The 18,234-nt window shown below is 56.9% G+C and carries 14 protein-coding genes; 6 read left to right on the top strand and 8 right to left on the bottom strand.

Going from position 1 to position 18,234, the window contains the following annotated elements; translation table 11 throughout:
* Positions 1-2 precede the first annotated feature (2 nt).
* From SPI05_RS04410 to SPI05_RS04400, 3 genes are all read left to right on the top strand, one after another.
* Complete coding sequence (locus tag SPI05_RS04410; protein WP_321076485.1) at positions 3-959, top strand: hypothetical protein; 957 nt, start codon at positions 3-5, stop codon at positions 957-959.
* A gap of 10 nt (positions 960-969) precedes the next feature.
* Entirely contained in the window at positions 970-1,716 is a 747-nt protein-coding gene (locus SPI05_RS04405; protein WP_321076483.1) for a VOC family protein, read from the top strand.
* A gap of 418 nt (positions 1,717-2,134) precedes the next feature.
* Positions 2,135-2,542, top strand: coding sequence for a type II toxin-antitoxin system death-on-curing family toxin (locus SPI05_RS04400; RefSeq protein ID WP_321076481.1), 408 nt, complete (start codon positions 2,135-2,137; stop codon positions 2,540-2,542).
* 352 nt (positions 2,543-2,894) lie between these two features.
* Here SPI05_RS04400 and SPI05_RS04395 read toward each other — a convergent pair whose 3' ends face one another.
* From SPI05_RS04395 to SPI05_RS04380, 4 genes are all read right to left on the bottom strand, one after another.
* A complete protein-coding gene (locus SPI05_RS04395) occupies positions 2,895-5,168 on the bottom strand; it encodes an ATP-binding cassette domain-containing protein (protein ID WP_321076479.1) in 2,274 nt (757 codons plus the stop codon).
* Positions 5,169-5,341: 173 nt separating this feature from the next.
* A complete protein-coding gene (locus SPI05_RS04390) occupies positions 5,342-6,253 on the bottom strand; it encodes a carbohydrate ABC transporter permease (protein WP_321076477.1) in 912 nt (303 codons plus the stop codon).
* Positions 6,250-7,221: a sugar ABC transporter permease gene (locus tag SPI05_RS04385; protein ID WP_321076476.1), complete on the bottom strand. Its 972-nt coding sequence runs from the start codon at positions 7,219-7,221 to the stop codon at positions 6,250-6,252. Before SPI05_RS04385 ends, SPI05_RS04390 begins: the two co-directional genes overlap by 4 nt.
* A 184-nt stretch (positions 7,222-7,405) precedes the next feature.
* Entirely contained in the window at positions 7,406-8,695 is a 1,290-nt protein-coding gene (locus SPI05_RS04380) for an ABC transporter substrate-binding protein (RefSeq protein ID WP_321076474.1), read from the bottom strand.
* Between the two features lie 240 nt (positions 8,696-8,935).
* Between SPI05_RS04380 and SPI05_RS04375 the strand changes: the two genes are divergently transcribed.
* On the top strand, positions 8,936-9,193 hold the full coding sequence (locus SPI05_RS04375; protein ID WP_321076472.1) for a hypothetical protein: 258 nt from the start codon (positions 8,936-8,938) through the stop codon (positions 9,191-9,193).
* 106 nt (positions 9,194-9,299) lie between these two features.
* Here SPI05_RS04375 and SPI05_RS04370 read toward each other — a convergent pair whose 3' ends face one another.
* From SPI05_RS04370 to SPI05_RS04360, 3 genes are all read right to left on the bottom strand, one after another.
* A complete protein-coding gene (locus SPI05_RS04370; RefSeq protein ID WP_321076470.1) occupies positions 9,300-10,286 on the bottom strand; it encodes a malate dehydrogenase in 987 nt (328 codons plus the stop codon).
* Between the two features lie 124 nt (positions 10,287-10,410).
* Positions 10,411-12,084, bottom strand: a complete 1,674-nt coding sequence (pgi, locus tag SPI05_RS04365) for a glucose-6-phosphate isomerase (RefSeq protein ID WP_321076468.1) — start codon at positions 12,082-12,084, stop codon at positions 10,411-10,413.
* Positions 12,085-12,189: 105 nt separating this feature from the next.
* Complete coding sequence (locus SPI05_RS04360; RefSeq protein WP_321076466.1) at positions 12,190-14,520, bottom strand: 6-phosphofructokinase; 2,331 nt, start codon at positions 14,518-14,520, stop codon at positions 12,190-12,192.
* Between the two features lie 156 nt (positions 14,521-14,676).
* Between SPI05_RS04360 and SPI05_RS04355 the strand changes: the two genes are divergently transcribed.
* Together SPI05_RS04355 and amrB are read left to right on the top strand one after the other, a co-directional pair.
* Positions 14,677-15,093 carry a hypothetical protein gene (locus SPI05_RS04355; RefSeq protein ID WP_321076465.1) on the top strand — a complete coding sequence of 139 codons (417 nt, stop codon included), beginning with the start codon at positions 14,677-14,679 and terminating at the stop codon, positions 15,091-15,093.
* Positions 15,094-15,214: 121 nt separating this feature from the next.
* Positions 15,215-16,696, top strand: a complete 1,482-nt coding sequence (gene amrB / locus SPI05_RS04350; protein WP_321076463.1) for an AmmeMemoRadiSam system protein B — start codon at positions 15,215-15,217, stop codon at positions 16,694-16,696.
* A 59-nt stretch (positions 16,697-16,755) separates the two neighbouring features.
* Here the strand turns inward: amrB and SPI05_RS04345 are convergent, their stop codons facing one another.
* A complete protein-coding gene (locus SPI05_RS04345; protein WP_321076462.1) occupies positions 16,756-18,171 on the bottom strand; it encodes a hypothetical protein in 1,416 nt (471 codons plus the stop codon).
* Between the last annotated feature and the right edge of the window lie 63 nt (positions 18,172-18,234).

Raw genomic sequence — 18,234 nt, 5'->3', positions numbered from 1 at the left:
CAATGACTGAAGAAACCAAGAAAAGCGCTGCCCCACCCAAGAAGGCGACCAAGTCGACGAAGGCGACCGGCGAGACTATTGACCCCGCCAAGGACGCCGCGGCCAAGGAAAAACCCAAGGCAAAGCCCTTCCCCATGGGACCCAGCGCCGCGATCGACGACGAGGTGCGCTACACGAACGTAGTGTTCCTCAACGCCGTCGTGCCGCTGTTGAAGCCGATCATCGCCGGGAAACCGGACTTGAGCGCGGCGTTCAAGGGCAAGCAGGGCGTGGTGCAGCTGTCGGCTTTGACCGAGGCCGGGACGTCGATTGACGGGCGACCAAAGCGCTACGCGACGCACCTGATTGTCCAGGGTGCTGACATCCAGCCGAAGCTGGGTGCACATCCGGCGCCGAACCTCGAGATCGAGTTCCCTTCCCCTGAAAAGTTCAACGACTTCTTCAAGGGCAAGATGAACTTGCCAAAGATTCGCGGCGCGCTGTCGAACCCGGGCTTGCTGGCGGCAACGGTGAAAGCCTTGCTGACCATGTCCAGCTTGCTGGGCGCGACCGAGGCTCCGAAGACCGAGGCGGATCGCAAGCTGTTGGCCAAGTGTATGTTCTACCTGTTGACCAGTGGCATCAGCCAGCTGAACAAAGCCGGGCATCCCGAGGTGCACAACTGGACCGACCCCTCGCCGGATCGCGTCTATGCTTACTCGGTGGATGGGCACCCTGAGCTGGGCGCATATATCCGCATCAAGGCCGGCAAGTCCAAGGCTTTCCGCGGCGAATACACACGGTCAGCGCCGTTCTTTACGATGCGCTTCGACTCGGTGTTGTCGGCCTTGGGGACCCTGTTGCAGACCGACGACATGTTGGAGGCCACCGCGGCTGGGCGCATGTCGATGGAAGGTTCGCCGGAATACGGTGCCGAATTGGGCGCCTTGATGATGAAGGTGGGCGATTATGCCAAGTAATGCGAAACCTGTGAAGCAAGTCAGCCTGAAGCGCCGCGCGTTCAAGAAGCTGTGCAAAGGTGCCACCAAGCTGGGTCTTTTGGCCGCGGCCGGGTATGGCGCTAAGGCCGGCGTCACGAACGCGATGGAGTACAAGGCGGTCGGCAAGGAAGAATGGGTCGAGCGCAAGCAACGCTCATTGCGGGCGATGACCGGCGGCGCCGGCATCAACTGGGGCCTGGGTCACACGGGCGTCACCGTGTCGAACTTCGAACGTTCGGTCGCCTGGTATGACCGCGTGTTCGGCATGAAGTTGATGAACTACATGGAGATCAGCGGTGATGACTTGAAGCCCGTGGAGCGCCTGTACCACGTCGAGGGTCTGAAGTTGGTCCGCCTGGGATTCATGTCGTCGCGGTCGGGCAACGTCCTGGAGCTCTTTGAGTTTGACCCGCCGCTGCCCGGATTCGATCAGCCCGGTTCGGACACCCCCGGCGGCGAGCGCGAAACCTGGAACCGTCCCGGTTATACGCACATCGCCTTCAACGTGTCCAATGTGAAGGGCTGGGTGAATCGCCTGCGCGCCGAGGGCGTGGAGTTCATGAACGAGCCCGTGCGCTCCAGCGGCGCCGATTGGGCGTTCTTCCGCGACCCGGACGGGAACCTGATCGAGGTCATTGACCTGCACGTAACCCGCCTGGCCTTGGGCAAGCTCGGTGTCCCGATTGGGACGATCATGAAGTACCTGATGTTCAAGAGCTTCTACCGTACGGATTGAACGCGGGTCGCCGCCAAAACTTAATACGCTTGTGGGCTGGGGTCCTCCCCCAGCCCACGTTTTTGAGACCACACAACAAATACGGAAAAGGCTTCTAGCCTGGCTGGTCTGCAGCACTGGGAACCGTTTTCGCCGCTGGAAGAATTACGACATCGACTGAAATGCAGCGATTCTATTAGTCCTTGCGCGATTTGATACCAAATTGATACCATAGGAATATGGCACTTACATTACGTCTTAGCGAAGCCGACGAAATCGCCCTTGAACAGCTCACTTCTTATGAGAAGGTGTCTCGACAAGAGGCGATTGTCCGGGCTATTCACGAGGCTGTCCAGACAAGAATCCATAATGAACGGGTTGACAAGGCATCAACTAAAGCCCGTGAACGTTACGCGGACGTTCTAGAGAGACTTAGCCATTGACTGAATTCTTGAATCTTCTAGACCTTCTCAAGCTCGTAGATGATCTAAACGTCGGACCGGTACGCGATTTAGGACTTCTCGAGTCGGCAGTCGCCCGCCCCCAAACCAAACTTTGGGGTAATGACGCTTACGACAATCTGGATCTGAAAGCTGCTGCCCTGCTGGAGTCTATTGTCCGCAACCATGCTTTGATTGACGGCAATAAACGCCTCGGGTGGCTCGCAACCGTGGTGTTCTTTGCAATCAACGACATCACCATTGAGGGCGATGACGATGATATATATAACACTGTCATAGACACGGCTCGCGGCACGATAAGCCTGGAGGATTTGTCAGCAAAGCTAACAAGCTGGCATCAAGACAATGGCAGCCAGAATGAAAAGTGTCCCAAACCCCTCCGTTAGCGATAGTAACGATTCCAATCCAGACTAGAAGATTGAAAATGGTCGCGGAAATCGTGACATCAAAACCCATCATGCATTTCCTGCGTTTCGCTAGTTTTCGCACTGCGTTTCACTAGTTTTACCGCGAACACGCCACCCTCCTAGAGGAGTACCACCGGCTCCTCGACCAGATCAGCGACCTCGACAACCGGCAAGCCGCCTACCACCACTACCGGGAAGAACTCGACATTGACCACATCGAATTCACCCCATACCTATGGCACACCCTCGTCGACCACGCCGAAGTGGGCACCGACAGCACCATCACCTTCACGTTCCGCGACGGTGCGAAACAAACACAGCCGCTCCCGGGTCAGAGCCGCAGCCATTCGCCTGTGCGTGATGCGGAGCATTGGATTAGGCCCTGCGGGCTGCCTTGGTAGATGAGGGTTCCGCCGTCTTCACCTGCTCCGGGGCCGATGTCAATGTTGTGGTCGGCCTGAGCGATGAGGTGCAGGTTGTGGTCGACGACGATCACCGTCAGACCGTCAGTGGTGAGCTCGTGCAGGAAGGCCGCCAGCTTGGCAACGTCGTGAGGATGCAGTCCGGTGGTGGGTTCGTCGAGGACGAGCACGCCGCCAGCATCTTGACGATGCTCCTTGAGGAATCGAACCAGCTTCACCCGTTGCAGCTCGCCACCAGACAGCGTGTCCAGCGTTTGTCCCAAGGTGACATAGCCCAGCCCAACGTTGCGCAGAAGCTCCGTCACCTGCAGCACCTTCGGTTGAGCAGCGAAAAGCTCGTCCACCTCATCCAAGCGGGCACCGAGAACGTCAGCAATCGAGCGTTGCTTCGAGCCGCTGGGAAGCGTGACAGACAGCGCGGTGTCGTTGAATTTCCGACCACCGCACTGCTCGCACACGGTTTCAACATCGTCCATGAAAGCCATGTCCACGCGAATCACGCCGCCCCCCTTGCACGCTGGGCAGGCTCCCTTACCGTTGGCGCTGAACCAGCTTGGGTTGAGTCCAGACACGGCGGCGAACACCCCGCGCACCGTATCCGCCAATTCGAGAGCCGTCAGCAGCGAGGAACGGCTGTTCGCAGCCAAAGGAGCCTGATCGATCATCGCCACCTCGGGATGTTGCTCAGCGAGCACCTCCACCAGCGAGCTCTTGCCCGAACCCGCGACGCCCGAGACCACGGTGAGCACACCCAGCGGGAAGTCAACCGAGACGTCACGTAGGTTGTGCAGCCGCGCATGTTCCACCCGGATGCTGCCATGCGGCGCTCGAGGAGCGTTGTTGAGCTGCACACCGATGCGGAGCGCACGACCCGTGGGAGTGTCTGCGGTCGCGAGTTGTTGCGGATTACCAGTGAACATGACCGTGCCGCCATTAGCTCCCGATCCGGGGCCGAGTTCGACCACAAAGTCGCAGGCCTTAAGGATCTGGGGGTTGTGCTCGACGACGATCACGCTGTTACCCTCGTCGCGCAGCCGCTGCAGCGACCGCAGGAGTCGATTGACGTCAGCCGGATGCAGCCCGCCGGAGGGTTCGTCCATGATGAACGTCGCATCGGTGATCGGTGCTCCCAACAGCTCTACGATCCGCAGCCGCTGTGCCTCGCCGCCCGACAGGGAATCGGTGCGACGATCCAACGATAGGTAGCCCAGTCCGATCTCTCGCAGATACTTGCACCGCTCTGCGATGCTCTGGCGTGGCCCGGCCACCGTTTCCTCGCGTACCCCATCAAGCCAGGAAGCAAACTTCTCGATGCTCAGTCCTTGGGCTTCGGCGATGTTGAGCCCGTGCAGACGGCTCTCCCTGGCGGCCTGGTTGATGCGCTGTCCACCACATTCACTGCACGCCACTCGGCGCACAATCCTGCGCAGTGCTTCGTCCTCCCGCTGGGTGGTTTTCGCTCCGGTCTTTTCCAGATAGGAGGCCCGCAGCCTCGGCACGACGCCGTCGAACTCGCCATGTTTCGGGTAGCCCGGCAGCGGATGTTCTAACTGGACGCCCTTGCCATACAGCAACAACTCCCGTTGACCGGCGGGCAACTGCTCCCACGGCACATCGACTGCACTGATCCCCGAGCACACCAGACGCTTCCACCGGTACGTGCCCGGCTCAAACGACGGGAACCTAATCGCGCCGTCATTCAGGCTCAAGTGCGGATCAACCAGTTCGGCAAGATTGACGTCATCGATGTACCCCAGACCGGCGCAACCCTGGCACATCCCGCTCGGGTCGTTAGCTGAATATGACGGCGAATATCCCGCCGACGGGCTGGCGGAGCGCGAAAACAACAAGCGCAGATACGGCGCGATTCCCGACGCCGTTGCCACCGACGAGCGCACATTCTTGCTGAACTTCTTCTGCCCAACGACAGCGGTAAACGTCAGACCTTCCAGCCGATCAACCTCGCCAAGGTCAAGGTTCCGCATTCTGGCCTGCACGAACGGCGGAAACAGCGAGGCCACCGCTTGCTGTGCTCCGGCCGCCAGCGTGGATACCAGCGACGACTTTCCCGACCCTGAAACCCCGGACACACCAATCAGCCGATGCTTGGGTAACTGCACCGATATGTTTCGCAGGTTATGCGTCCGCGCACCCGTGATTCTGATCGTGTCAGTAATGCCCATAAGCCTTCGAACGCTTAGACCCTTTCAAAGAAACTCATCTCAAGGAAACAATTATTTTTACCTCTACTGACCGCCGCTAGCGTATTCCCATCCGAGGAAGTGGGCGGTGTCCGGTTGAACCACTGACCCAGGTTTTGAACCACTCACGCCGCGACCGCTGCAAACGGCTCGGATTACCCTTTCACGGAGCCGGCCATCATGCCACCGACGAAGTACTTGCCCAGCGCGATGTAGACCAAGAGCGTCGGGACAGAGGCAATCAGGGCGCCCGCCATGGAACCACCGTAGTCAGCCATAATCGAGCCGTGCGCCAGCTCGTTCAGGGACAGGGTCACCGGACCGCGCTGGGAACCGCCGCCAAAGAACAGTGCGAACAGGAAGTCGTTCCACGCGGAAGTAAACTGCCAAATCAGCACCACCACGAAAGACGGAATGGAAATCGGCAACACCACATTAAAGTACGTGCGCAGCATTCCCGCCCCGTCGATACGCGCAGCCTCGATGAGGTCTCGGGGCACGCTCTCGTAATAGTTACGGAAAATTAGGGTCGTAATCGGGATGCCATAGATGATGTGCATCAAAATCAGGGTGTGAATCCCGAAACCAATCTGGGACGCTACCACCATGCGCATCATGGGAATCATGACGGCCTGGTAAGGAATGAACATCCCAAACAGAATCAGGGTGAACACCACGTTCGCTCCGGGGAACCGCCAGCGGGACAGGACGAAACCGTTAGCGGAACCGAGCATAGCCGAGATAATCGAGGACGGAATGACCATCATCAGCGAGCGCAACAGCCCGCCCTGCAGCTGATCCCAGGCTCGAGCCCAGTTATCGGTGTTCCATTCAGCAGGCAGATACCAAGTCCGGGATGGGTCGGCCTCCCCCGCACCCTTGAAAGACGTAATCAACAGCACGTACACCGGCATGAGGACCATGGCGAGGAAGAAAATCAGGAGCACGTAACGAATGACCTTGCCAACGCTGACCCCGCCACGATTCTTTCCTACCGAACCGTTGGAGTTGACCTTTTTTGTCGTAATCGCGGTCGCACCCGCGTCGATTGTAGCGGCGGAACTCATCGGTTGGCCTCCTTCGCATCGTGAATCAAGTAGGGCACCACCAGCAGCGCCACAATCACCAACAGAACCGTGCCGACCGCGGCCGCGTTCGAGTAATCCGAAATCGTCATGAAGTTATACATATCGATGGCCGGAACCTTGGTCTGATAGAAAGTCTGATCCGCGACCGCCATAATCAAGTCAAAGGACTTCAGCGACATATGCCCGATTATGATGACCGCGCTGAGTGCTACGGGTGCGAGCTGGGGGAAAATGATGTAGCGGTACAGCTGCCATTCGTTAGCGCCGTCCACACGCCCGGCCTCCCGCAAGTCGTCGGGAACCCCGCGGAATCCTGCCAGGAACAGGGCCATGACGTAGCCCGAGAGCTGCCACACGGCGGGAATCCCCACCGCCAGCACCCCGAAGGTGGGGTTGGCGATCCAGTCGTTTTGCAGTCCGCCCAGGCCAACCATCTGGAGCAAACGGTTCAAACCGGAGGCGTTCTCATCTTGAGCGGAGTTCAGCATCCAGCGCCACACCACGCCGGAGGCGATGAACGATACCGCCATCGGGAACAGGAAAACGGAACGGAAAATCCCTTCGCCTTTAATGGGTTTATCCAACAGCCATGCCCAGAGAAACCCAAAGAACAGCGTGCCCACCAGGAACATTACCGTGAACATCAGCAGGTTAATTAAGGAATGCTGGAAATCCTTGTCCGCAAATAACGCCGCAAAGTTTGCAAACCCCACAAAGTTAACCGGTTGCACCCCCGAAACTTGCGGCGCGGAGTGGTTGTCCTGCAGGGACGTTAAAAAGTTAGACCCTAACAAACCGTATACAAAAATGGCCACGAGGATGATTGATGGCGACACCAGTAACAGTCCGGGTCCCCACTGCTTAATCCCGTTCGAGCTGCGTGCTCGTTTGCGCTTCATCGGTGCCTTAGCCTTTTCAGGTGTCTTGACGGCGGCGTTGCCTGACATTTTTGTCCCCTAAATTATGGTCGATATGGTTGAGATTTTGGGGTTCGCATCGGTGTGCACCAGGTTCTCCGCTCGCCTCTGGCGACTGCACAAGGTCGGTTGATGCGCCCCAGTTCAGCCTTACGCCGGCGGGTTTTATGATTATGAAAAAACCCGCCGGCGTAAAGACTTGCCTGTTTGAGGGCTACTTCATAGCAGCCGCTGCAGCCAGCTCACTTTGGAGAGTCGCAACGTCCTTGCTGGAGTTGAACTTGCCCAGAGCGCTCTTCATCTTTTCGGTGGCCGCCAGGGGCAGAGCCGCACCGTGAGCGATAGAAGAAACGATGGTGTCCTTACCGAAGGATTCCATCGCGGAACGCTGGTAATCCGAGAACTTCGACAGTTCCTCGTCGGTCAGGTCGGAACGAGCCGGGATGGAACCCTTGACCGAGTTGAAAGCAATCTGGCCTTCCTTGGAGGAAATGGTATTCAACCAAGCCTTCGTGCCATCGGGGTGCTTCGCGCCCACCGGCAGAGTGAAGGAGTCAGCCAGGAAGTCGAACACGCCATCGGTGCCCGGAACCGGGAAGGTCACGTAGTCCTTATCCCATGCCTTCTTGGCGTTCTCCCAAGCCGGAGGCGCCCAGTCGCCCATCACGTTGTAGGCAGACTTGCCTTCGATGACCGGTTTCATGGCAGGTTCCCAGTCCTCTGAGAGCAGGGACGGATCGGCGTAGGTCAAAATCTTGGCGTAATCATCCAAAGCAGCCTTGACTTCCGGACCGGACCAATCGGTCTTGCCATTCATCAAGCCGTTGTAGGCATCGGTACCCAAGTCCGAAATCAAGACGGTTTCCAGCAATTGCAGCTGGGTCCAAGTAGCGCCAACCGTAATCGGGTACTGTACCCCGGCAGCCTTGAGCTTCTCCATGTCAGCAATCCAGCCCTTGATATCTTTCGGCGGAGCCTTGGGATCCAAGCCGGCCTTTTGCATGACCTCAACGTTGGCCCATACTACGTTTGCGCGGTGAATGTTAGAGGGGACAGAGTAAATCTTGCCATCCACAGTCAGGAGGTCTACCAGGTCAGCTGGGAAAGCATCGCGTAGCTTGAACTCGTCGTACAAGCCAGAAACATCCTCCAGGTATCCCGCGGCAATATCCGAGGAAAGCTCGGCACCAGCGTGAGCCTGATAGGTATCTGGCGGGTTCTTTGCCGCCAAGTCAGCCGCCAACTTTTGCTTTGCGTTGGTGCCGCCACCACCGGATTCGGACTGCTTAATCAGTTCCACATCCGGGTGCTGTTGCGCAAAGACTTCCTTTAAGGCATCGAAACCTTGTTTCTCCGAGCCTTGCTCCCACCAGGTCACCACGCCGACCTCAGAGGCACCCCCCGCAGCATCTGCGCCATCCTTGCCGGCATCAGAAGCCGAAGAGCAGGCTGTCATAGTTAGACCGAGGGCCAGAGCGCCCGCAGCCGCAATGAGCTTTCGCATTGAAACTCCAATCAGTTAACTTCATTGTCGTTATTCCCAGAGGGCATCTTCACCCGTCAGGGACAAGTAACATTGTCTCATATATTCCGTCAGGTCTTGAGGAAAAAGAGCCGCAACATTATGTTTTTACCTTCGGGGACCCACGCGACGGAGGTTTTTGGTCAATGTTGGTCAGCTCAAGGGCGTTCCCGCAGTGTGTCTAGGCAGCCCGCACCGGCCTAAAGCAACAGGGTGGCGCGCGTGCTGGAATGCAAGCGAGAACTCCCAGCTTTGGCAGCTGACAGTGCTTTCACGGTCCTCAGCGCCGAGCCGAACCAGCGTTTATTTGTTTTCAAAAGGGAGAATGCCACGCAAGATCTGATTGTGGCGGTCAATCCGGCGCACGCCACCGCCGAATATGATTTGGCACAAGCGCGCCCGGTGCGTTTTAGTATCGGTTCGGCTCGGGTGGTGGGAACCACGCTAAAGCTGGGACCCCAAAGTTTCGCGATTCTGTAACGCGACCCTTGTCCCCCGGCTTTCTGGGGCACCGTATTCTGAGTTGTGGTTAAACCAGTTTGGGAGCCAGAATCTGGCTCCCAAACTGAGAAATCTTGGCGACGATTTACATAATGCCCAGGGACTTCACGGTGTCGATTTCCTCGGCTGCCTTGTCAGCATTGAACTTAATCTTTGCCTTGGTCTTATCCGAGAGTTCGAGGCCTTCCACAACGGTCCATTCCTTACCGTCGGAGGTCACGGGGAAGCCGTAGGAAAGACCCTCGGGAACACCGTACTGGCCGGTTGAGGGGATAGCGGCGGTGATCCAGTCGCCCGCGGGAGTGCCGCAAGCCCAGGAATGCATATGATCGATAGCCGCGGCAGCCGCTGAGGCAGCGGAGGACTTGCCGCGAGCCTCAATGATGGCCGCACCACGCTTGGCCACGGTCGGAACGAAGTAATCGTCCAACCAAGCCTCATCGACCAGGCCGCACGCCGGCTTGCCGTCCACCTCACAGAAAGAGATGTCCGGGTACTGGTCAGCGGAGTGGTTGCCCCACACAATCATCTTTTTGATGGTGGACACCGGCACGCTGAGCTTTTCAGCCAGCTGGCTCATGGCTCGGTTGTGATCCAGGCGCATCATGGCGTTGAAACGCGAGGCGGGAACATCCGGGGCGGAGGCCGCGGCAATAACCGCGTTGGTGTTCGCCGGGTTACCCACCACCAAAATACGCACATCATCAGCGGCGTTATCGTTGATGGCCTTTCCTTGCGGACCGAAAATACCGCCGTTGGCGCTGATCAAATCCGCACGTTCCATGCCCTGCTTACGCGGCATCGAACCGACCAACAGGCCAAAGTTACAGCCCGAGAACGCCACGTTGGGGTCGTCGGTAATGTCGATACCATCCAACAGAGGGAAAGCGCAGTCATTCAGTTCCATGGCAGTGCCCTCGGCAGCCTTCAGAGCCGGGGTAATTTCCAACATTTTGATACGAACCGGCTGATCCGGGCCGAGCATTTCGCCGGAGGCGATACGGAATACCAGCGAGTATCCGATATTGCCAGCAGCACCGGTGACGGTAACATTTACAGGACTTTTAGCCATTGATTTAACTCCTTTGTATCGTGTTAAACGCTTCCACTCTGAGCGTCAGCATTCATTACTTTAGCGCAAAAAGCCACGCTGAGGGTAAACCGACCGCCTTGAAAAAACGCGGAATTTCACCTGCTTACTTGTGAGCGAAATAATATTCCAGCAGCCCCCGGGTCGAAGCGTCTGTCTGTGCCAAAGCCTCGGCGTCTCCGCTGATGGCCGGCCCCAGATCGATGGCCATTGCCTTGCCCAGCTCCACGCCCCACTGGTCGAAGGAGTCAATACCCCAGATTGTGCCTTCTACCAGCGTAATCATTTCGTACAGGGCGATGAGCTCCCCCAGCACTTTCGGGGTGAGAGCCGGCGCCATGATGGAAGTCGAGGGTCGGTCGCCGGGGAAAGTCCGGTGTGCCACCAGTTCTTCCTTCGTGCCTTCCGCCCGCACCTCATCGGGAGTTTTCCCAAAAGCCAGCGCCGCGCTCTGGGCAAAGAAGTTACCCAGGAACAGTTCGTGCTGACGTTTCCCGGTTTCGCTGTCAGTGAGGTCCCAAGTCGGGCGGGCAAAGGCAATAAAGTCGACTGGAATCAGCCGAGTTCCCTGGTGAATCAGCTGGTAAAAGGCGTGCTGGCCGTTCGTGCCGGGCTCTCCCCAGAATACTTCGCCAGTATCGTAGCTGACCAGGGTGCCGTCACGACGCACCCGTTTCCCGTTGGATTCCATCGTGAGCTGCTGCAGATAGGCGGGGAAACGATGCAGATACTGGGAATAGGGCAACACCGCGTGAGTCTGGGCGTGCAGGAAGTTGGAGTACCACACGTTCAGTAAGCCCATCAGTAGCGGCACGTTCGACGCCGGCGGGGTAGAGCGGAAATGCTCGTCGATGGCGCGGAAACCAGCCAAAAATTCCTCGAAGCCTTCCCGACCGATGGCCACCGCGAGAGACGTTCCCACCGCGGAATCCACGGAATAACGTCCGCCCACCCAGTTCCAAAAACCGAAGGCGTTGCGGGGGTCGATGCCGAAGTCCGCGACCTTGTCCAAGGCGGTGGACACCGCCACAAAGTGCTTGGAGATAGCGTCTTTCGCCGCCTCCTCGGTTTTGTCGATGACACCGCGTTCCTGCAGGCTACGCAGCAGCCAGGTGCGGGCAGCTTTCGCGTTAGTGATGGTTTCTAGGGTGGTGAAAGTCTTGGAAGCGATGATGAACAGGGTCGTTTCCGGATCCAGGTCACGGGTTTTTTCCGCAATGTCAGTGGGGTCAATGTTGGACACAAAACGGCATTCCAGGCCGGGCTTCACGAAAGGCCGCAACGCCTCGTATGCCATGTAAGGCCCCAGGTCAGAGCCGCCAATACCGATATTAACCACGGTCTGGATACGTTTGGAACTGACCCCAACCCAAGACCCGTCACGCACCGAGTCGGCGAAGTCGTAAATTCGCCCCAAGACCTCGTGTACCTGAGCGATAACATCCTTGCCGTCTACCACCAGCTGGGTTCCAGCGGGAGCCCGCAGCGCGGTGTGTAACACAGCCCGGTTTTCCGTGTTGTTGATGCGTTCGCCGTTGAACATGGCCTCGCTCAAGTCACGCACCCCGGCTTGGGCGGAAAGTTCCAATAGTTTTTCAAAAACGGCTCCGGTAATCAGGTTCTTTGACAAATCCACGTGCAAATCCGCGGCAGAGAATGAGAGGTTTTCTGCCCTGGCGGGGTCGGCCGCAAAGGCTTTGCGCAAATCCAGGTGGAAGCCTGCGGCCATTGCATTGAGGTCTTTCCACGCTGCTAGGGTTGTCGGGTCTTTCGTTTCCATTGAGTTATCCCTTCTGTTCAATAGTCTGCCCGGGACCGTTCCCGCGGCTCATTCCATTGCTGTTCTCACGTTTTGTGGTGGGTCATCCAAACCAAGAGCTGTAAGTTAGGACTTCGGACCGCTCATGTCAATGACCGGCAGAGGGAAGTCCTTGACCGGCGGATTTGAGCTGGCCATCACTTCAATCAGGGGCCGCAAGCCCATCCACCATTGGTTGATGGGACGGCGCTTTTCTGAATCAACTTGTTTCTCCATCTGAGAAATGTCGTGGTACGCCATCTGACCGTTTTCCTCACCGATATATTCAATGGCGCACTGCCCGGAATCCAGGGCGGCATCGAGGTGGCGCATAGTTTCCCACATCAGCCGCACCGCGAGAAGCCGGTCGAAGGGGGAGGGAGCCCCACCCTGCTGCAAATACCCCACCGCGTCAGTACGAACGTCAAAGCATCCCTGAGACTCCTGCTTGAACACTTTGGCCATGAACCGCATGTCATAGTGTCCCCCAGCCAGTTCGTTGCGAACCACGAGGGCGAGGCGACGGCCTTTTGCGAACGCGTCACGCATTTCGGTGGCATGTTTGCCCAGCGTCTCCAAGCTAATCGTTTCTTCCTCAAGGTAAACTCGCTCTGCCCCGGCGGCGATTCCGCTCATCAGCGCCAGGTAGCCGCAGTGGCGCCCCATAGTTTCGGTGATGAAACAACGTTTTGAGGCGGCAGCCGATTCTTTCATCAGGTCCATGGACCACACCGCATTGTTTAGTGCAGTGTCCGCTCCGATGGAGATTTCGGCTCCCGGAAGGTTGTTGTCGATGGATGCCGGGACAATGACCATCGGTATTTTCAGGGCCGGATAATGCTTCAGCTCCCCGCTGATAGCTTGGGCGGACAGATACGCGTTGTAGCCCCCAATCAGCACCATCGCGTCGATATGGTGGTTTTCAATCGAGCGGCCGATGGCATAGAACTGTTCTATCGTGGGTACCTCTCGTTTGGTTCCCAGTTCCGCGCCACCCCGGAAATCCCAGCCTTCCACGTCTTTCCACAGCAGTTTGCGAACCTTGCCGTCAATTAGCCCCTGCCAAGACCCCTCGATACCCAGGACTTCCAGGCCACGCTGCAGTCCGAAACGAACCGCAGCCCGAGCCGCCACGTTCATCCCCGGAGCCAGACCTCCCACGTGCATCACGGCAACTTTTTTCGCTTTGCGAGGCAAAGGTTTCAGCAGCGAGGGCGGGGTGGACAAGACCCGGAAAATCTCTACCATATCGGTGAAGGAAGTCCCCCGCGAGGCGATAGCCTGGTCATATTTTCCAGCCTTTATGAGCTCGTGAACATTCGAGGTCGCCGCCACGGTCTGGGTCAGGTCCAGCCGGGCAATCCGGTTGTAGCGCACCCCCATCACTTTGGCCGAATCCCCCGGCTTTGCCCCAATTACGTCCTGTACCGCGGCATACCCCAGCAGGGTGGGCATCCACCGGTCATATACCGAGGGTGTTCCCCCGCGTTGAATGTGTCCCAAGATGGTGACTCGAGCAGACTCTCCCGTGCGCTGTTCAATAGCCTCGGCGACATAGTTGGCGGTAATGGCCTGACCGTCCTGGTCCTTTGCCCCTTCCGCCACCACCACAATGGAATCGCGCCGCCCGTGCTTGCGCCCTTCGCTGAGCTTCGTACACATATCGTCTTCCCAGCCGGGTGCGGGGGGATTTTCGGGAATCAGTACATAATCGGAACCGCCCGCCACGGCGCTCATCAAAGCTAAATAGCCGCAGTTTCGTCCCATAACTTCCACCACGAAGGTGCGCTGGTGGGAGGCGGCGGTGGACGAAAGTTGATCCAGAGCCGCCAAGATGCGGTTCAAGGCCGAATCGGTGCCGATTGTCATGTCTGTGCCCGCCATGTCGTTGTCAATAGAACCGACGATGCCGACAATGCACAAGGACGGGTGGGCTTTGGCTGCGGCGGCGCTGAGGCGCTTTTCCTTCACCAACTGCTCCAATAGCTTCGGCCAGTCCTGGCGCAGTTCTTCCGTTCCTCGCAGCGACCCGTCGCCGCCGATGGAAATGAGCCGGTCAATACCGTTTTTAACCAGGTTCTCGCAGGCTTTCAGGCGCCCTTCCCAATCCCGAAACTCCGGGCAGCGCGCGGTGCCGATGATGGTACCGCCCTTGGAAATCGTATTGGACACGTCACTCCAGGTCAGTTCATGAATACAGGACCCGCCTTGAACCGCACCTAACCAGCCTTCACGTATCGCGAACGGCTTGGCTCCTAAAACTATGGCAGAACGCACCGCGGAACGCACCGCCGCGTTCATGCCCTGAGCGTCACCACCAGAAGTGAGAATGCCAATGCGTTTGCCCTGTTCCGGCTTTACTGCCTTCGGTTTCGCGTTAGATTTCCCGTTCTTTGCCGGTTTCGCAGACTCACCCATCGGTATCTCTCCCCTCGATTCTGTGCCGGCCATCCGGCCTGGTTTTATTCTCTCGAATTTTTCACCCTTTTGGGTGTTAAACGTGAACTTTCACGTCCCTAAGCTGAACGTAACCTGTCAAAGAATTGACGAAACAAACGAGCAAAGGACTAATCCATGTCTACTGAAAACTTCACGCCCGCTGGCCCTGGCGCGCCTCAGCCCGAAGTAAAAAAAACGCTGGCGTTTGTGGCGTTGGCACTGTGCATTGTGGCTTCCATCATTATGATTGCCGGTCACATCATTACCGGTCAACAAGTTGCAGCCACGACTGGTGGGGATATTAGTCAATTGGGTCTGGATGAATTGTCCAGCGCTATGGATGCCGCCACCAAGGCAGGCGATCAACTCTTAATCTACGTAGGGATTGCAGGTTTGCTGAACTTTGTCGCCTTCATCCTCAGTCTGATTGCTTTGATAAAGTCTCACCCCAAGACTCTGCCCCTCATCATCTTCATCGTGGTTATAGTTTTGCCCGCAATTGCTTTGGCTATTGGCAGAGCGGCACAAGCTAGCATTTTGCCTACCGTATAACGGCAAGATATAGATTGCTGGGGGCTCCGGATTCCTGATTCAGAGCCCCCATTGTCTGACAGACTGGTATACCCAGAGCAAAACCTGCCCGGAAGCCACTATTTTTGGGAATAATAGAACCATGAGTTTCGTACGTAAACCAGCAGTAGCAGGATCTTTTTACCCCCAGGATCCAGGTGAGCTGCGACAAACGGTTGACGACCTACTGAAAAAGGCCGCTTCCCTCATCACTAACGATGTTTCGCAAGACTCACAAGGCAGACCTCTGCGGCAACTGATGGCGGTGCAGGTTCCCCACGCCGGATACATCTATTCCGGTCTCATCGCCGCGGTCGGCTACCAGCTCGTCAGGACCTTGAGTCCCCGACGTGTCGTCATTGCCGGCCCCACACACCGTGTCGGATTTCGCGGTATCGCACTGAGTGAAGCTACCGCTTTCGCCACTCCCCTGGGGGAAGTTCCGGTGGACCAGGACGCCCAACAATACCTGGTGGAGCATAGTTCCGCCGCAGAGTTTTTCGAGCCCTCCCACGTGGAGGAACACGCCTTGGAAGTTCAGCTGCCCTTCCTGCAAACCGTTTTCCGCGACCTAGACTTCTCTATCGTGCCCCTAGCGGTTGGAGATTGCACCCCGGAGGAGGTTTGCGAAAGCCTGCAAACTCTGGTTTCAATTCCGGGAGAGAATCCTGACGATACCTTGATTGTCGTGTCCTCGGATCTGTCCCACTACCTGAGCTACGACGAGGCGCGCAAACTTGACACTACGACCTTGTCTCAAGTCATGTCGTTAGAGTACCCCCTCGATCCGCGTCAAGCCTGCGGTGCTTACGCTTGGTCCGGCCTGATTCGTTTGGCGCGCCGGCTGCAATGGCATCCGCAGCTACTGATGAACGCTAGCTCCGGGGACACCGCCGGAGGTAAATCGCGGGTTGTTGGTTATTCCTCCGTTGCTTTCTGGAAGTACAATCCGCCGGAGGATGAATTCGGCATCCCGGATTGTTATGGCTCACTGCTACCTCAGATGGCTCGTGAAATTTTGATTGATGCGTTCCGAGATGGCAATCGTATCGGCTCTATGAATACCATCAGCAAGTTCAGCGAGTCGGATCATGCTTTGCAGTTGCTGCTGCGTTCGGTCGGGGCTTCTTTCGTGACTTTGACAAAACACGGGCAGTTACGCGGATGTATCGGTTCGCTGGCTCCGCATCGAATGCTCAGTGAGGACATCTCCGCGAACACTTTGGCCGCTGCTTTTGAAGACCCGCGGTTCCCTCCTCTGCAAGCCTCGGAACTCGATCAGATTAAGATTGAGGTTTCACTCCTCACGGAACCTCAGGCTTTTGAACGTTTCGAGGGGGAGAGCAACGATTCCTATCTGTCCCGGCTGCGTCCCGGCATAGACGGAGTCATTTTGCGCCGCGGTTTCCACCGGGCGACTTTCCTGCCCCAGGTCTGGAGTGAGCTGCCCGATGTACACGACTTCATCTCGCAACTCATGTATAAAGCCGGGCTGGGCACAGAGGAATTCGGGCCGGAAATTAAACTCGAAACGTATCAGGTTCAAGCCTGGGGTGAATCCCCAGACGAACCCTCAACCAAATGAAACCTGGCATCACCCAGAAATGACGCTTCTGTGAGTCAGCCAGAATAGTTGCGTTACCTCTATACCTCCGGGGATTTCGGCTCCGACTGCGCTGTGGTTTTGTTGAGGTGGGTTTCCAGGGCGGTGCGGAGGGCTTCCATCTGGTTGTGTTGGTTTTGTTGCAACAGTTGTGTCCAGAAATTCGTTGACGCGTACGGATTCTTGGATTTATCCGCTCCCAGCATCTCATTCATAAAATTCAGTGACGCCATCGCCCCAGCCAACTGATCCACCTTAAGCAACGCCGCTTCCGACCCCTTCCGCTCAGCCAACCGATACATCATCCCCAGAGTCGACTTCTGATCTTCACTCAACGAAGTCACCACCCGAGCAACCCGACTCGAATACTTCGCAAACAACTCCAAACCATCCTGCTTAGAAACAGAACCCAGCCCGAAATCCTCACCCAAACCCGGCACCGAACCCTTACCCGAATCCGACACCGAACCAGGAACCGCACCAAACCGCACCCCCGCTTTATACGCCGGAGAACCCACCACAGGCTCAATATCCCGAGCCATCAACTCAGCCCGATCCCAAAGATCCACCCACTTCTGACGATAATCAAGCAATTTTTGCGCCTGAGCACTAGGCTGATCACTAACCGTAACCTCACCACGCGAACCACTCCGAGAATACGCATACACCAAACGCCGCACATCCTCAGCCTTACTAACCATGGCTTCCCCGCTTGAAAAACCCTTCAGGATATGCAAAAAAACGTTATCGAGATGCGACGTGTCCAACAGATTATCCTTCATCGCCGAAGACGACAACACCTCCGTAGCAATCTGCAACACACGCCGAGTAGCCTCATCATCCCCAGCAAACCTAGGCCTCTCATCAATGACTCCATTAGCAATATTATGGGCAGCCCTAATCAACGGATCTTGACTATGAAGACCCTCAGACTGATCCAGACTAAGTCCCTGAAGAAACTTGAACGTCTCAGGTTTAATACGCTGCGAACCAAAATCCGGATCTGAGGCATAACCACTGATAAAGTCGTTCATTTTATGACCGCAAGCAGCATACCCAACCATGCCACCAAAAGCCAAAGCAGAAAACCCACTACCACCCCGCACGTCAATGCCATGATCATGAGCATAAACATACAAATTAGCCATCAAGTTACGTTCCTCAGCCGTCAAACAACTCGAAGGATGATACCCCTCCGCAGAACTAAACCGACCAACATTATTCCAGTTAAACTTCTCAATAAACGGCATCTCAGTATGATCCACACCATCATCCAAACCAAAATGCCAATGCAACATCGCCGCCCAACCATTAAACCCGTCCTTAGCCGAAGTCGTCGCCAAAGCACCACCAACATGACGCTGCTCCAACGAACCAGCACCCCGAGTCGGATCAAAACCAGCCACCGAACTCACCGAACCACGCGCAGACTCAGACAACTGCACAGTATCCACCACCGGCTCACCCAAACCAGAAACAGACCCAGACCCAGTCCCCTTAACCGAACCCGCACCAGACAC

This window comes from Mobiluncus sp., from assembly GCF_034180645.1.
Classification (GTDB): domain Bacteria; phylum Actinomycetota; class Actinomycetes; order Actinomycetales; family Actinomycetaceae; genus Mobiluncus.
Note: the sequence above shows the minus strand (reverse complement) of the source record. Positions and strands in the feature narration are given on the sequence as shown.

Coding starts and splice junctions, on each gene's coding strand:
- SPI05_RS04390 (WP_321076477.1), bottom strand. CDS start 6,253: ATGAGTTCCGCCGCTACAATCGACGCGGGTGCGACCGCGATTACGACA.
- SPI05_RS04370 (WP_321076470.1), bottom strand. CDS start 10,286: ATGGCTAAAAGTCCTGTAAATGTTACCGTCACCGGTGCTGCTGGCAAT.
- SPI05_RS04385 (WP_321076476.1), bottom strand. CDS start 7,221: ATGTCAGGCAACGCCGCCGTCAAGACACCTGAAAAGGCTAAGGCACCG.
- SPI05_RS04395 (WP_321076479.1), bottom strand. CDS start 5,168: ATGGGCATTACTGACACGATCAGAATCACGGGTGCGCGGACGCATAAC.
- SPI05_RS04355 (WP_321076465.1), top strand. CDS start 14,677: ATGTCTACTGAAAACTTCACGCCCGCTGGCCCTGGCGCGCCTCAGCCC.
- amrB (WP_321076463.1), top strand. CDS start 15,215: ATGAGTTTCGTACGTAAACCAGCAGTAGCAGGATCTTTTTACCCCCAG.
- SPI05_RS04360 (WP_321076466.1), bottom strand. CDS start 14,520: ATGGGTGAGTCTGCGAAACCGGCAAAGAACGGGAAATCTAACGCGAAA.
- pgi (WP_321076468.1), bottom strand. CDS start 12,084: ATGGAAACGAAAGACCCGACAACCCTAGCAGCGTGGAAAGACCTCAAT.
- SPI05_RS04380 (WP_321076474.1), bottom strand. CDS start 8,695: ATGCGAAAGCTCATTGCGGCTGCGGGCGCTCTGGCCCTCGGTCTAACT.
- SPI05_RS04410 (WP_321076485.1), top strand. CDS start 3: ATGACTGAAGAAACCAAGAAAAGCGCTGCCCCACCCAAGAAGGCGACC.